Source organism: Pantoea sp. Ae19-2, from assembly GCF_059801205.1.
In genome coordinates this window covers 204,059-218,847 of the sequence record NZ_JBCHWE010000001.1, presented here as the reverse complement: position 1 = coordinate 218,847, position 14,789 = coordinate 204,059, and the positions used below count along the sequence as shown (strand labels likewise).

Genomic DNA, 14,789 nt, shown 5'->3' with positions numbered 1-14,789 from the left:
TCAGATAGCTGGCTTAGTGTAGCGTTGGCTTTTGTACTTCTGGCGCAGTCGGTTGCGGACGAGTGAAAGTGTCGTGGCAAAGTAGTGCTGCAACACGAACGTACTCAATCACCTCTTCCAGCGACTGCTCTAATTCTTCCTGATCTTCGTCTTCGTCGTAGCCCAACTGAGCAATCGTGCGCAGATCGTCAATGGCCTCGCCCGTTTCACCGGTGACCTTATCCAGTTTAGGCTGAGTTACGCCCAGACCAAGTAAAAAATGGTTTACCCAGCCCGCCAGTGCATCAGCGCGATCAAACACCGTAATGTCATCATCGGCGGGCAGCATCAGTTGAAAAAGGAAGCCATCGTCCTCTAGCGCAGTCGCAATGCTTTCATGCAAAGACTGCAGTGGCAGGGACAGCGTCTGCGAAAAAGCCATGCCTTCGTTCGCAAGATCGTGGACCAGCGTTTTCCAGCTGTTATCCGCGTTACCGCCACATAAGATGCCGCTGAGTAAGCCGTGCATTTCCGCAGGCGTCATGCCCACGCCATGCTGTGAGAGCGCCGCCGCCAGCGCGTTGTAATCGGGGGTTGCGTTCTGTGAAGACATCATTTTTCATCGTCGTTGGCTGTAAGAGTTCGTGGTATGCTACCACTAGCTGCCTCAAGGTTTCCAGAAAAGGGGTTGTATCTTATTTCTCAGGTCTATATAGTTGCCCGCCTCCCAGGCCATTGAAGGCTAAGGGGAATGGCGAGCCAGGTAATCAGTCAGGAAGGTGGCATGTCTGCACAACCGGTAGATTTACAAATTTTTGGTCGTTCTTTGAGAGTGAATTGTCCGCCTGAACAGCAAGATGCGCTGAACGCGGCAGCAGAAGATCTCAATCAACGGTTGCAAGATTTAAAAGTTCGCACTAGAGTCACAAATACAGAGCAACTGGTGTTCATTGCCGCGTTAAACATTTGCCATGAACTGGCACAAGAGAAAGGTAAGACGCGTGACTATGCTGCTAACATGGAACAACGAATCCGTATGTTACAGCAGACCATTGAACAGGCTTTAGTTGAGCAAGGTCGCATAACCGACCGCCAGGATGCGAAGTTCGAATAACACTTCATGGTCAGTGTGCTACACTAACGGTGAAGTCAATTTTCTCTGAGATGTTTGCAAGTGGGCCAGTCCCCTGAGCCGATATTTCATACCAACAGAATGTGACGCTCCGCAACCTGTGAGCATGCTCGGTCCGTCCGAGAAGCCTGATGGTTGCGACGGCATGTTCACCTTGAACCAAGGGTTCAAGGGTTACAGCCTACGGCGGCATCTCGGAGATCTCCTTTCTGGTCGTACTGCATTACCTCCCACCAGGCATGATATAATGCGTCGCTTAAGCGACTTTGTCTGGGGGACACCATGTCAGCACCCTCTTTAGTACTGCGTCAGGACATCCGTCAGCACGTTCGCCACCTACGTCGCGCTCTGAGCGCTGAGCAGCAACATGCGGCAGCCGAACAACTCGCCCAACATGCGATCAACTTTGCACCACTGGCCGATGCCAACAACGTGGCACTGTTTTTGTCTGTTGATGGCGAAATCAATACACGACCGCTTATCGCCAGGCTGTGGCAGCAAAACAAACGGGTTTACCTGCCGGTTCTGCACCCCTTCGCAGCGGGCCATCTGCTTTTTCTGCGCTATACGCCAGAAACACAGTTAATCCAAAATAAACTGCGCATTCCCGAACCCCCACTGGATATCCGCCATCTGATCACGCTGGATGAACTGGACGTAATGATGGTACCGCTGGTGGCGTTTGATCGCGCCGGACAGCGTTTAGGAATGGGGGGCGGCTTCTACGATCGCACCTTACAGAACTGGAAACAGCATGGGTTTTTACCGGTGGGCATCGCTCATGACTGTCAGCGGGTTGACGCGCTGCCTACAGCGGCGTGGGACATTCCTTTGCCGGCCGTGCTGACGCCATCAAAACTGTGGCTATGGGATGAATAAACCCGGGCATGCTTGTGTGCCCGGGTAGGTGACAGCGTGGGATCAATAAAGCAGGCGGGCGCGAATCGTTCCCGGAATCGCCTTCATCAGCTGCAGAGCTTTCTCTGCCAGTTCGTGCTCAGCATCAATGTCGATGACCACATAACCCATCATCGGAGAGGTTTGCAGGTACTGAGCGGCAATGTTGATGCCTTGTTCAGCGAAAATCTGGTTGATCGCGGTGAGAACGCCCGGACGGTTTTCGTGAATATGCAGCAGACGACTGGCGCTAATGCCGTGCATCGGCAATGACACTTCCGGGAAATTGACGGCGGACAGCGTTGAACCGTTATCCGAATATTTCGCCAGCTTGCCCGCGACTTCAATCCCGATATTCTCCTGCGCTTCTTCCGTCGATCCCCCGATGTGCGGCGTCAGGATAACGTTGTCGAATTCGCTCAGTGGGGAAACAAACGGATCGCTGTTGGTCGCCGGCTCTACAGGGAACACATCAATCGCAGCGCCACCAACCTGCTTGCTGGCCAGCGCTTCGCACAGTGCAGGAATATCTACCACGGTGCCGCGTGAGGCGTTTATCAGCAGGCCGCCAGGCTTCATCTGCGCCAGCTCATTGGCAGAAATCATATTTTGCGTAGAGGCGGTTTCCGGGACATGCAGGCTGACAACGTCACTCATATTTAGCAACTGCGTCAGGCTACGAACCTGTGATGCGTTGCCCAACGGCAGCTTGTTTTCGATGTCATAGAAGTAAACGTGCATGCCCAGACTTTCTGCCAGCACGCCCAGTTGCATACCGATATGGCCATAGCCAATGATACCCAGCTTTTTACCGCGCGCTTCAAAAGAGCCCTTGGCGATTTTATTCCAGATACCACGGTGCGCTTTGGCATTCGCTTCCGGAACACCGCGCAGCATCAGCAGCATCTCGCCAATAACCAGCTCGGCCACAGAGCGCGTATTTGAGAAAGGTGCGTTAAAAACCGGGATACCGCGTTTCGCTGCGGCATTTAAATCAACCTGATTCGTTCCGATACAGAAACAGCCCACCGCCACCAGTTTTTCTGCAGCGGCAAAAATCTCTTCGGTCAGTTGGGAACGGGAACGGATACCGATAAAATGCGCATCGCGAGCGGAAGCTTTTAACGCCTCGGCATCCAGTGCGCCTTTGTGGAATTCAATATTGGTGTAACCTGCAGCACGAAGATTTTCCAGCGCGCTCTGATGGACACCTTCCACCAGCAGGAACTTAATTTTGTCTTTTTCCAGTGATACCTTTGCCATTTCCCAACCCTATTCAGAATTCAACGAGGACTGAACGCAGTCAGCCGTCTGTCAAAATATCAAAAAAATCGCCTGCGGCAATACAAACGATTGCCTGACCGCCAGCATGGCAGGGCTCAGAGGACGTACTTTGCCAGACAAAATCGTGGGTTGGCCGCATCGAGAAGAACGAACCCGCTGCCGATGACGGTTATGTGACATAAGTCACCAAATTTCAGTCTGGTGAGAAAAGTTTTTTTAAATCAAAAAAAGCGGGCGCCCTGTTGTGCGCCCGGTGCTTTATTTTTTGAGGGTTTTGACACCGTCAGGTCCGCCAATCAATGCGACATCTGCGCCACGCGTGGCGAACAGCCCCACGGTGACAACGCCAGGCAGGGCATTAATCGTTTTTTCCAGCTCAATGGGATCGAGAATACGCAGATTGTGCACATCAAGAATGATATTACCGTTGTCAGTCACCACATTCTGACGATATTCCGGCAAACCGCCCAGCTTCACCAGTTCACGCGCGACATAGCTTCGCGCCATCGGGATAACTTCAACCGGCAACGGGAAGCGTCCAAGCACGTCCACTTCTTTGGATGCGTCGGCGATACAGATAAACTTTTTGGCGACCGCCGCGACGATTTTCTCGCGAGTTAAGGCAGCACCGCCCCCTTTGATCATCTGCATTTGTGGGTTAATTTCATCGGCACCGTCGACATAGATGGCCAGATCATCAATCTCGTTCAAATCAAACACCTGAATGCCCAGGCTTTTTAGCTTTTGCGTCGACGCTTCGGAACTGGATACGGCCCCCTCAATCTGATGTTTAATGCTGCCGAGCGCATCAATAAAGTGAGCGGCCGTAGAACCCGTACCGACGCCGACGACAGTACCGGGCTGCACATAATCCAGTGCGGCCCAACCAACAGCTTTTTTCAGTTCATCCTGGGTCATGATATGTTTAGAACCTGTGCGATAAGGAAATGCGCGTAGTATAAAGCAAGGCTTGCTGAAAATGCTCGGATGCATTGGGCGGATTTAATGCTTTGGAAGCCAGCCCACAAAAATATCGCTGACATTTCCGTTGGAATATTTGTGGCATAGTAACGTCCATCCTGAAGGAGAGAGAAAAATAATGAAACGCCCGGACTACAGAACGCTTCAGGCGCTGGACGCAGTGATACGTGAACGCGGATTTGAACGTGCCGCACAAAAACTTTGCATTACGCAGTCTGCCGTCTCGCAACGCATTAAACAGTTGGAAAATCTGTTTGGTCAGCCGTTATTAGTTCGTACGGTACCGCCTCGTCCCACTGAACAGGGGCAAAAGCTGCTCGCACTTCTGCACCAGGTTGAGTTACTGGAGGAAGAGTGGCTGGGCGATGAGAACAGCGGCACGACGCCGCTACTGCTGTCGCTGGCGGTCAACGCCGACAGTCTGGCAACGTGGCTGTTACCGGCATTAAAAGACGTACTGGCCGATTCGCCTGTGCGCCTGAACCTTCAGGTTGAGGATGAAACCCGCACTCAAGAGCGTCTGAGACTAGGCGAAGTGGTTGGCGCAGTCAGTATTCAACCGCAGCCGCTACCCAGCTGTCTGGTGGATCAACTGGGTGCGCTGGATTATTTGTTTGTGGCGTCAAAGGATTTTGCAGAGCGCTTTTTCCCCAATGGTGTAACGCGTTCCGCCCTGCTTAAAGCGCCAGCCGTGGCATTTGATCACCTGGATGATATGCATCAGGCCTTTTTGCAGCAGAATTTCGATTTATCACCGGGTAGCGTTCCCTGCCACATCGTCAACTCGTCCGAAGCGTTTGTGCAGATGGCCCGGCAGGGCTCGACCTGCTGTATGATCCCTCATCTGCAGATTGAACGCGAACTGGCGAGTGGCGAGCTAATCGATCTCACGCCGGGGCTGTATCAACGCCGGATGCTTTACTGGCACCGCTTTGCACCTGAAAGCCGCCTGATGCGTCGGGTAACGGATGCGCTGATTGCGCATGGCCATCGGGTGCTACGTCAGGATACGGCGGAATAATCGCCCTTTGCCGCAGCAAAATTTGGGCGTTGCGGTGAGAAGGTGCACTTGTGAAAGCGGCACGGCGTTAATGGCCGTCAGGGGCATTTTTTAGAAGGCAATACGCAGCGCTGAGCAGAGGGAATCAACCAGGATTTACCCGCAAGGATGCGGGTAAAAGGCGCAGCCGGCACAGGGATGTGCCGGCTGCGCCGGTCCGTCAGGTTGATGAGCGATGTGAAGGAACCGCATCAGCGGCGCGAGGACCGCCTGGCAAAAATTGCCCCTGATGGCTTAACCACAATACCAATAAAGGCTTACTGTGCCGTATTTGGTTTCATCTCAAAAACCACATCCACCTGGTCATCAAAGTTGATGCTTTGCTGATCGTAGGTTTCCTGTGCAGAAGTATCTGCCACAGCCGCGGCTTTAAACATGCGGTTCATTGGCATTGGCTGATAGTTTGCCACCTGATAACGAATGCTGTAGATCGGGCCCAGTTTGGCATTAAAACCTTCAGCCAGTTCAGCCGCCTGTTGGGTCGCATTTTTGATTGCGGCCTGACGTGCCTGCTGCTTGTAGCTTTCAGGATTAGCGACGCCCAGTTCAACGCTACGCACTTCATTCAGACCTGACTTCAGCGCACCATCAAGCAGATCGTTAAGTTTGTCCAGCTGACGTACGGTGACCTGAACCTGACGCACCGCACGGTAGCCTTTGAGCTGTGACTTACCGTCTTTGGTGTAATCATATTCTGGCTGCGTCGTCAGGTTCGCGGCTTCGATATCCTTTTTCTCAATACCGTTTTTTTGCAGGAAATCAAAATATTGCGCTACGCGGCTATCGACCTGCTTTTTTGCCTCTGCGGCATCTTTCGATGAGACATTCACCACAATTGACAGCGTCGCGATATCCGGGCGGGCATCTACAGTTGCCTTACCTGACGTAACAACATGGGGTCCGTTCGGCAGTTCGTCAGCCTGTACGCTCAAAGGCAATGCCCCTGCACTCATCATCGCGGCAAGCGCCAATGCTTTCAGTTTCATGAAAGTCCTCCTTGAAAAGGTCAGTTCGATGGCTCCCGGTACATGAAGCCCACAAGCGCATCATATTACGCGTTGTTTGGAGTGAAGATTATGGCAAAAGTTCGGCAGACTGGCCTCAATAACCCGTTTTCGTATAGCTTTTACTCAAAATCCCGTGATGACCTGCCGGGCAAGCTGAAACGCAATAAACCACATGACCGCACCGACCAGCAGATTAATGATGCGTTGAGCGCGCGCCGTTTGCAGTAGAGGCGCAAGCCAGGCCGCCAGCAGCGCCAGACCGAAAAACCACAGCACCGAGGCGCTGATGGTCCCCAGCGCAAACCACTGTCGCGCAACCGTTCCGGGTAACTGCCCGCCCAGGCTTCCCAGCACAACAAAGGTATCAAGATAAACATGCGGATTCAGCCAGGTCACCGCCAACATCGTCGCGATAATTCGTTTTCTGCTCTGCGTTGCGTGGCTACCCGATGCCAGTTCAATGTTACGGCTAAATGCCGTGCGTAAGGCGCCCCAACCGAACCAGAGCAAAAAGGCAACCCCGGCACAAGTAATCAGCATCAGCAGCAAGGGAGACTGATTCAGGAGCGCACTGCCGCCAAAAATGCCCGCACAGATCAATGCGATATCGCTTAACGCACAAAGCGCCGCAGTCATCAAATGATACTGGCGCTTTACCCCCTGGTTCAGCACGAAGGCGTTTTGTGGGCCTAACGGCAGGATAAGCGCCGCCCCAAGAGCAAGCCCTTGAAAGTAAATGGTTAACACTGGATGACATTCCTTACATCGGTGAGATGCAGGGATTATAAAGAGCGAGTCAGATTAGCGGAAATTGAAAAAATTAATCTGCTATTAACAAAATTAATGGTCGACCGCTGCCGCCCATTAACGTTACTGCGTTGCGGTCGTCTCGCTTTCAGGTTGTTGAACCTGGTGCAGGTGCACATCCATTTGTGGATAAGGGATGCCAATACCTTTGCTGTCCAGCGCACGTTTAAAGTTTTTCAGTAAGTCCCAGTAAACGTCCTGCAGATCGCTGCTGTTACTCCAGCAACGCACTACGAAGTTAAGCGATGACGCCCCTAATTCATTCAGGCCAATCTGGATGCCACGTTCTTTAAGTACGCGCTGATCGGCCTCAACGACGCCGCGCAACAGGGCAATCACCTCATCCACATCGGCTTCGTAGGCAACGCCGATAATGAATTCATTCCGGCGCACTGGCTCGCGCGAGAAGTTGATGATATTGCCACTGATGATTTTACCATTTGGCACCACAACGATTTTGCCGTCGGCAGATTTCAGGGTGGTCGAGAAAATTTGCACATTGAGCACGGTGCCCATTACGCCGCCCAAATCGACAAACTCACCGGTGCGGAAAGGACGGAAAGTGACCAGGAGGACGCCAGCCGCCAGATTGGAGAGCGAGCCTTGCAGGGCTAAACCTACTGCCAGACCGGCGGCACCCAGCACGGCGATAACCGATGCCGTCTGCACGCCGACACGACCCAGCGCAGCAATGACCGTGAAGGCGATAACGCCATAGCGCACCAGGGCGGAAAGGAAATCGGCTACGGTGGCGTCAATATGGCGCGCGAGCAGCAGGCGATTAACCGTGTTAGAAATCACCCTGGCGATGATCATGCCGACAATGATAATGGCAATTGCCGCGACGATATTGACGGCATAACTCAGAATCAGCGCCTGGTTGTGTACCAGCCAGCCACCGGCACTGTTAATGCCATTAACAACATTCAAGTCTTCCATTTGTAAGCCCTGTCGATAGTTCCCCTGTGGGGAAAGACAAAAAACTGCCAGATGTAATCCGACACCCAATGGTTAAGGGTAATCAATTATTTAGCCAGACGCCAAACTGAGTGATACGGGAAGGCGGTTTTGCACACTTACGCATCAGCACGCCGGCCTCCGCGCACGATGTTTGTTCAGGGCACATGGCTGAGTATATTAATCAGCCTGCCAAACGGATCACGGACATAAAAACGACGCACGCCCCACGCTTCTTCTGTAAGCGCATAGTCGACCGGCAGCCTCGCAGCGACAACGCGTTGATACACCTCATCAAGATTATCAACCTCAATGGATAAATCCGGAACAGCTGTGCCGGCGCCGCCTTCCCGCGCAATACTGACCTGCGGCACCATCGTGTTATCCGCGGCCCAGGTCATGATCCATCCGTGATCCATCGCCAGTTTCAGATCGAGAATGTCACCGTAGAAGCGTTCTGCTTCTTCCATATTTCCGGCCCGAATATTCGCCACAATGCGTTTGACGGCCATACGATTGCCCTCACCTGTTAAGCCACACACAGGATATAGCGCGCGCTGCAGTGAGGTTGTGACAGCACGTCAGAATGTGTCGCCCGACAAAAAGAAATGAAACTGAGCGTGAGCAGAAAGGATAAAAAAAAGTCCCGATCGGACGATCGGGACTGAGTCGTTCGTCTGCCGTTCTCTCGAACTCAGACGCCAGCAGCGTGATGCTTACAGAACGTCAACGGCGTTGAGTTCTTTGAACGCCTGCTCCAGACGCACCACCATGGATGCCTGGGCAGAGCGCAGCCATACACGTGGGTCATAGTATTTCTTGTTAGGCTTGTCTGCGCCTTCTGGGTTACCCAGCTGCGCCTGAAGATAGCCTTCGTTCTTTTTGTAGTACTGCAGGATGCCGTCCCAGGTTGCCCATTGAGTATCGGTATCGATATTCATCTTGATCACGCCGTAGCTGATAGACTCTTCGATTTCTGCAGCAGATGAACCTGAACCACCGTGGAATACGAAATCCAGCGCGTTGTGCGGCAGACCGTGTTTTTCACAGACATATTTCTGTGAATCACGCAGAATGGTTGGGGTCAGTTTAACGTTGCCTGGCTTGTAAACGCCGTGCACGTTACCGAAAGAGGCCGCAATGGTGAAGCGCGGGCTGATCGCATTCAGTTTTTCGTACGCGTAGTTTACGTCTTCTGGCTGAGTGTAAAGCGCTGAAGCATCCATATGGCTGTTATCTACGCCATCTTCTTCACCACCGGTGCAGCCCAGCTCAATTTCCAGGGTCATGTCGATTTTCGCCATGCGCGCCAGGTATTTGCTGCTGATTTCGATGTTTTCTTCCAGTGACTCTTCGGACAGGTCGATCATGTGAGAAGAGAACAGCGGCTTACCGGTTTTCTTGAAGTGCTCTTCGCCCGCGTCCAGCAGACCGTCGATCCACGGCAGCAGTTTCTTGGCGCAGTGGTCGGTATGCAGGATAACCGGCACGCCGTACTGCTCAGCCATCAGATGCACGTGGTGTGCGCCAGAGATGGCACCGAAAATCGCTGCGCCCTGTGGCTTGTCTGTTTTAAAACCTTTACCGGCGATGAATGCAGCACCACCGTTGGAGAACTGTACGATAACCGGCGCTTTTACTTTCGCCGCGGCTTCCAGTACAGCGTTAATGGAGTCGGTGCCGACGCAGTTGACCGCAGGCAGAGCGAATTTGTTCTCTTTCGCTACTTTGAAGATCTTCTGAACGTCATCACCAGTGACAACGCCGGGTTTTACGAAATCAAAAATTTTAGACATGATTGTGTCCTGTTTCGTGACCGGTTATCCCCGATACGGGGACAGCGATTTAAACGCCCGGTTTCGGGCGAGTTTTTAGGCGATGCCGTAGGGCACCGCCCCCAAAGGATTAATGCTTCGCACGCTCTTCCAGCATGGCTACGGCAGGCAGTTTTTTGCCTTCCACGAACTCCAGGAAGGCACCGCCGCCGGTAGAGATGTAGGAGATTTTGTCTTCGATACCGAACAGGTCGATAGCAGCCAGCGTATCACCGCCGCCCGCCACTGAGAATGCTTCGCTGTCTGCAATGGCGTTAGCCACAATCTCGGTGCCTTTGCGGAAGTTCGGGAATTCAAACACGCCCACCGGGCCGTTCCACAGAATGGTTTTGGCATTCTTCAGGATGGTCGCCATGGCCTGAGCGGTTTCATCACCGAAGTCCATAATCTCTTCGTTATCTGCGACTTCCGAAACCTTTTTCACGGTTGCCGGGGCAGTTTCAGAGAATTCCGTGCCAACACGTGAATCGGTTGGAACAGGAATGCCGTACTGATCGCGCAGGCCTTTGGCCGCGTCAACGAAGTCTGGCTCATACAGCGATTTGCCCACGTTGTTGTCGATAGCGACAAAGGTGTTGGCGATGCCGCCGCCGACAATCACGGTATCGGCAATCTTCACCAGCGACTGCAGCACGTCAAATTTGGTTGAAACCTTAGAACCACCGACCACAGCCACCAGCGGGCGCTCAGGGTTCTTCATCACTTTACCCAGCGCTTCCAGCTCAGCTGACAGCAGCGGGCCAGCACAGGCGACAGGGGCAAATTTGCCAACGCCATGCGTGGATGCCTGGGCGCGGTGCGCGGTACCAAAGGCATCCATAACAAAGACGTCGCACAGCGCAGCGTATTTCTTAGACAGCGCTTCGTCGTCTTTCTTTTCGCCTTTATTGAAGCGAACGTTTTCCAGTACGACCAGTTCGCCCGCGCCGATATCGACGCCGTCGAGGTAGTCTTTCGCCAGGGTAACCTGAGTACCGTTCAGTTTCTCTTTCAGGTAGTTCACTACTGGCAGCAGTGAGAATTCTTCGTTGTATTCACCTTCGGTCGGACGACCCAGGTGAGAGGTAACCATCACTTTGGCGCCCTGTTTCAACGCCGCTTCGATAGTTGGCAGTGAAGCACGAATACGTGCATCTGACGTCACTTTCCCTTCTTTCACTGGTACGTTGAGATCGGCGCGAATTAAAACGCGTTTGCCAGCAAGATCCAGATCGGTCATCTTAATTACGGACATGGTGAACCCTCTCGTTGATTCTCATAAGTTTTGCCAGACGCAAACCGCGTCTTACCTGAAACCGCTTGCGGCCATCGCTAACGTTGTGTCGAGCATTCGGTTAGCAAAGCCCCATTCGTTGTCACACCAGACCAGGGTTTTGATCAGATGCTGACCGCTGACCCGCGTTTGTGTACCGTCCACAATGGCACTGTGCGGATCATGGTTGAAATCTACTGAGACTAACGGCAATTCTGTATAGTCAACTATACCACGAAATGCCCCTTCTGCCGCGCTTTGCAACAAGGCGTTAACCTCACAGGCCCGAACGGGCTGGCGCACGGAAACGCTGAGATCAATGGCCGTCACGTTGATCGTCGGTACGCGAACCGCGATGGCTTCGAAGCGATCGTTAAATTTCGGAAAAATACGCGCAATGCCTGCCGCCAACCGGGTATCCACCGGGATGATAGACTGACTGGCCGCACGCGTACGGCGCAGATCGCTGTGGTAGGCGTCAATCACCTGCTGATCGTGCATCGCCGAATGGATAGTCGTTACCGTCCCCGACTCGATACCAAAAGCGTCATCCAGTAGCTTGATCACCGGAATAATGCAGTTAGTGGTACAGGATGCATTAGAGACAATACAGTCCGTTTGTTTCAGTTCCTGCTCGTTAACGCCGTACACCACGGTTGCATCAAGATCGTTCCCCCCTGGATGGGAAAACAGCACTTTCTTCGCTCCTGCACGCAGATGGGCTTCGCCGTCATCACGGGAACCGTAAACGCCTGTGCAGTCCAGCACCACGTCAACGTTAAGCTCGCCCCAGGGCAGTTCGTCCAGTCCGGCACGATGCAGAATACGGATAATATCGTCTCCGACCCACAGCTGATCCCGCTCCTGACGCACATCCAGCGCGAAACGCCCATGACTGGTATCGTACTTTAGCAGGTGCGCCATGCCCGCAGCCTCAGCCAGTTCGTTAACTGCCACCACTGTGATCTCCGCGCGGCGGCCCGTTTCATACAGTGCACGCAACACGTTGCGCCCAATGCGACCAAAGCCGTTTATCGCTACCCGAATGGTCATCTTTCTCCTGCCAAACCAGACTGAAAAAAAGGTGCAGATAGCCTGAGCGTTTCACTGCATTTTGTACAGGAGATTCTTAGCCCGACCGCTGGCAAAGCAGCCTCAACTGAAACGGTTCAGCTAGGATAATAGAAGGACGGAATAACGGGAATGATTGCGATCAAGCGGGCTGCGTATTTTTGGATCTACATCACAAAATTACGCAAAAAATCGCTATTACTACAGGAATAATTTTGTCGATAAGGGGGCAAACTGCGCCCCCTTTCATCTGGGCACAGGCGAGCCTTCACTCGCCTGTGCCCTTCTGTCAGGCCAGCAACGCTTTTGCTTTCGCTACTACGTTGTCTACCGTGAAGCCGAAGACTTCAAACAGCTTCTCAGCAGGCGCTGACTCACCAAAGGTGGTCATGCCGACGATAGCGCCGTTCAGGCCGGTATATTTGAACCAATAGTCTGCAATACCCGCTTCAATGGCAACGCGAGCGGCAACGGCCTTCGGCAGGACAGATTCACGATATTCAGCAGACTGCTTGTCGAACGCATCCGTTGATGGCATGGAAACCACGCGAACCTTACGGCCTTCATCGGTCAGTTTCTGATACGCAGCCACAGCCAGTTCAACTTCTGAACCGGTGGCGATCAGAATCAGCTCTGGCGTGCCCGCGCTGTCTTTCAGCACATAACCGCCACGGGCCACGTTTGCCAGCTGCTCTGCGGTACGATCCTGCTGCGCCAGATTCTGACGAGAGAAGATCAGTGCGCTTGGACCATCTTTACGCTCAATCGCATATTTCCACGCCACTGCTGATTCCACCTGATCACACGGACGCCACAGGCTCATGTTTGGTGTGGTACGCAGGCTCGCCATCTGCTCTACCGGCTGGTGCGTCGGGCCATCTTCGCCCAGGCCAATAGAGTCGTGGGTATAAACCATAATTTGACGGATTTTCATCAGCGCGGCCATACGGGCGGCGTTACGTGCATACTCAACAAACATCAGGAAGGTCGCGGTATAAGGCAGGAAGCCGCCATGCAGCGCCAGACCGTTGGCAATCGCGGTCATACCGAATTCACGCACGCCGTAGTGAATATAGTTGCCGGCAGCGTCTTCATTGATGGGCTTAGAGCCAGACCAGATGGTAAGGTTACTGGGTGCCAGATCAGCCGAACCGCCCAGATATTCTGGCAGGATTTTACCAAAGGCTTCGATCGCATTTTGTGAGGCTTTACGGCTGGCGATTTTCGCCGGATTAGCCTGTAACTGCTCGATAAACTTCTGCGATTCCTGCTGCCAGTTAGCCGGCAGTTCGTTGCTCATGCGGCGCGTAAATTCTGCAGCCAGCTCTGGGAAGGCACTGGCATAGGCCGCGAATTTCGTGTTCCACGCATCCTCTTTCGCCTTGCCTACTTCCTTAGCATCCCACTCAGCATAAATGTCTGAAGGAATAACGAAAGGCGGATAGTCCCAGCCTAACTGTTTGCGGGTGAGCGCAATCTCGTCATCGCCCAGCGGTGCGCCGTGTGAATCGTGGGTCCCCGCTTTATTCGGTGAACCAAAACCGATCACAGTTTTGCACATCAGCAGTGACGGCTTGTCGCTCACCGCTTTCGCTTCTTCAATGGCTTTCGCGATGGCGTCGGCATCGTGACCGTCAACGCCGCGCACCACATGCCAGCCGTAAGCTTCGAAGCGCTTCGCGGTGTCATCGGTGAACCAGCCGTCAACATGACCATCGATGGAGATACCATTGTCATCATAGAATGCCACCAGCTTGCCCAGCTTCAGCGTACCCGCCAGCGAGCACACTTCGTGTGAGATGCCTTCCATCATGCAGCCGTCGCCCATAAAGACCCAGGTATTATGATCTACGATCTCATGGCCCGGACGGTTGAACTGTGCTGCCAGCGTGCGCTCCGCAATGGCAAAACCTACGGCGTTAGCGATGCCCTGCCCCAGCGGACCGGTCGTGGTTTCCACGCCCACGGTATAGCCATATTCAGGGTGCCCCGGCGTTTTAGAATGCAACTGACGGAAGTTTTCCAGCTCGCTAATCTGTAAATCGTAGCCGGTAAGGTGCAGCAGGCTGTAAATCAGCATCGAACCGTGACCATTGGACAGAACAAAACGGTCGCGATCGGCCCAGTGTGGGTTGGTTGGGTTATGATTGAGATAGCCGCGCCACAAGACTTCGGCGATATCCGCCATGCCCATCGGGGCACCCGGATGTCCCGATTTAGCTTTTTGCACTGCGTCCATACTTAACGCGCGAATGGCGTTGGCAAGATCTTTACGAGAGGGCATCTTCTACTCCAGTTCGGATTAATGATTTGCGCCTTAACCTGTTGTAATTAATCAGCTATCGGGCAAAGCACGGGGAAAAGTTTCACCACAATGTACATGAAAAACGGGGCAAAAGTAATGTCGTAAAACGCTAAATGTTCCCGCTTCGTCTGGCTTTTCCAGTCATGTCTGCTAGCAAAAAGGTTTATCACGAACTATAACCTGTTGGTTAAACCACCTTGTACGGATTCAGGTGTTTGTTTT

Annotated in this window: 14 protein-coding genes and 1 other RNA gene; 4 read left to right on the top strand and 11 right to left on the bottom strand. The window is 53.1% G+C overall.

Features of this window, described 5'->3' with window-relative positions; translation table 11 throughout:
* Positions 1–13: 13 nt before the first annotated feature.
* Positions 14–592, bottom strand: a complete 579-nt coding sequence (locus AAIE03_RS01050; RefSeq protein ID WP_024471434.1) for a YecA/YgfB family protein — start codon at positions 590–592, stop codon at positions 14–16.
* Between the two features lie 171 nt (positions 593–763).
* Here AAIE03_RS01050 and zapA point away from each other — a divergent pair, with 171 nt between their 5' ends.
* From zapA to AAIE03_RS01035, 3 genes are all read left to right on the top strand, one after another.
* Positions 764–1,093, top strand: coding sequence for a cell division protein ZapA (gene zapA, locus AAIE03_RS01045; protein ID WP_015699590.1), 330 nt, complete (start codon positions 764–766; stop codon positions 1,091–1,093).
* Between the two features lie 39 nt (positions 1,094–1,132).
* Positions 1,133–1,316, top strand: a non-coding RNA gene (gene ssrS / locus AAIE03_RS01040) — 6S RNA.
* A 77-nt stretch (positions 1,317–1,393) separates the two neighbouring features.
* Entirely contained in the window at positions 1,394–1,990 is a 597-nt protein-coding gene (locus tag AAIE03_RS01035) for a 5-formyltetrahydrofolate cyclo-ligase (RefSeq protein ID WP_013027066.1), read from the top strand.
* 42 nt (positions 1,991–2,032) lie between these two features.
* On the opposite strand, the gene serA is transcribed toward AAIE03_RS01035, so the two are convergent.
* Both serA and rpiA read right to left on the bottom strand, forming a co-directional pair.
* Positions 2,033–3,271, bottom strand: a complete 1,239-nt coding sequence (serA, locus tag AAIE03_RS01030; RefSeq protein WP_013027067.1) for a phosphoglycerate dehydrogenase — start codon at positions 3,269–3,271, stop codon at positions 2,033–2,035.
* 279 nt (positions 3,272–3,550) lie between these two features.
* Positions 3,551–4,210, bottom strand: a complete 660-nt coding sequence (gene rpiA / locus AAIE03_RS01025) for a ribose-5-phosphate isomerase RpiA (protein WP_014605122.1) — start codon at positions 4,208–4,210, stop codon at positions 3,551–3,553.
* A gap of 181 nt (positions 4,211–4,391) precedes the next feature.
* On the opposite strand from rpiA, the gene AAIE03_RS01020 reads away from it, so the two are divergent.
* Entirely contained in the window at positions 4,392–5,294 is a 903-nt protein-coding gene (locus tag AAIE03_RS01020) for a LysR family transcriptional regulator ArgP (RefSeq protein WP_498562706.1), read from the top strand.
* 296 nt (positions 5,295–5,590) lie between these two features.
* On the opposite strand, the gene AAIE03_RS01015 is transcribed toward AAIE03_RS01020, so the two are convergent.
* From AAIE03_RS01015 to tkt, 8 genes are all read right to left on the bottom strand, one after another.
* Positions 5,591–6,319: an oxidative stress defense protein gene (locus AAIE03_RS01015; RefSeq protein ID WP_013027070.1), complete on the bottom strand. Its 729-nt coding sequence runs from the start codon at positions 6,317–6,319 to the stop codon at positions 5,591–5,593.
* A gap of 144 nt (positions 6,320–6,463) precedes the next feature.
* Entirely contained in the window at positions 6,464–7,087 is a 624-nt protein-coding gene (argO, locus tag AAIE03_RS01010) for an arginine exporter ArgO (RefSeq protein WP_013027071.1), read from the bottom strand.
* Between the two features lie 123 nt (positions 7,088–7,210).
* Positions 7,211–8,086, bottom strand: a complete 876-nt coding sequence (mscS, locus tag AAIE03_RS01005) for a small-conductance mechanosensitive channel MscS (RefSeq protein ID WP_014594505.1) — start codon at positions 8,084–8,086, stop codon at positions 7,211–7,213.
* A 176-nt stretch (positions 8,087–8,262) separates the two neighbouring features.
* The gene (locus AAIE03_RS01000; RefSeq protein WP_015699585.1) at positions 8,263–8,616 is read right to left on the bottom strand and encodes a VOC family protein; all 354 of its coding nucleotides are present in this window, start codon (positions 8,614–8,616) and stop codon (positions 8,263–8,265) included.
* 204 nt (positions 8,617–8,820) lie between these two features.
* Positions 8,821–9,900: a class II fructose-bisphosphate aldolase gene (gene fbaA, locus AAIE03_RS00995; protein WP_013027074.1), complete on the bottom strand. Its 1,080-nt coding sequence runs from the start codon at positions 9,898–9,900 to the stop codon at positions 8,821–8,823.
* A gap of 109 nt (positions 9,901–10,009) precedes the next feature.
* Positions 10,010–11,173, bottom strand: coding sequence for a phosphoglycerate kinase (gene pgk / locus AAIE03_RS00990; protein WP_498562705.1), 1,164 nt, complete (start codon positions 11,171–11,173; stop codon positions 10,010–10,012).
* A gap of 51 nt (positions 11,174–11,224) precedes the next feature.
* Complete coding sequence (epd, locus tag AAIE03_RS00985) at positions 11,225–12,244, bottom strand: erythrose-4-phosphate dehydrogenase (RefSeq protein ID WP_013027076.1); 1,020 nt, start codon at positions 12,242–12,244, stop codon at positions 11,225–11,227.
* 307 nt (positions 12,245–12,551) lie between these two features.
* Positions 12,552–14,546 (bottom strand): transketolase, encoded by a 1,995-nt coding sequence (gene tkt, locus AAIE03_RS00980; protein WP_498562704.1) that lies wholly within the window; start codon positions 14,544–14,546, stop codon positions 12,552–12,554.
* Between the last annotated feature and the right edge of the window lie 243 nt (positions 14,547–14,789).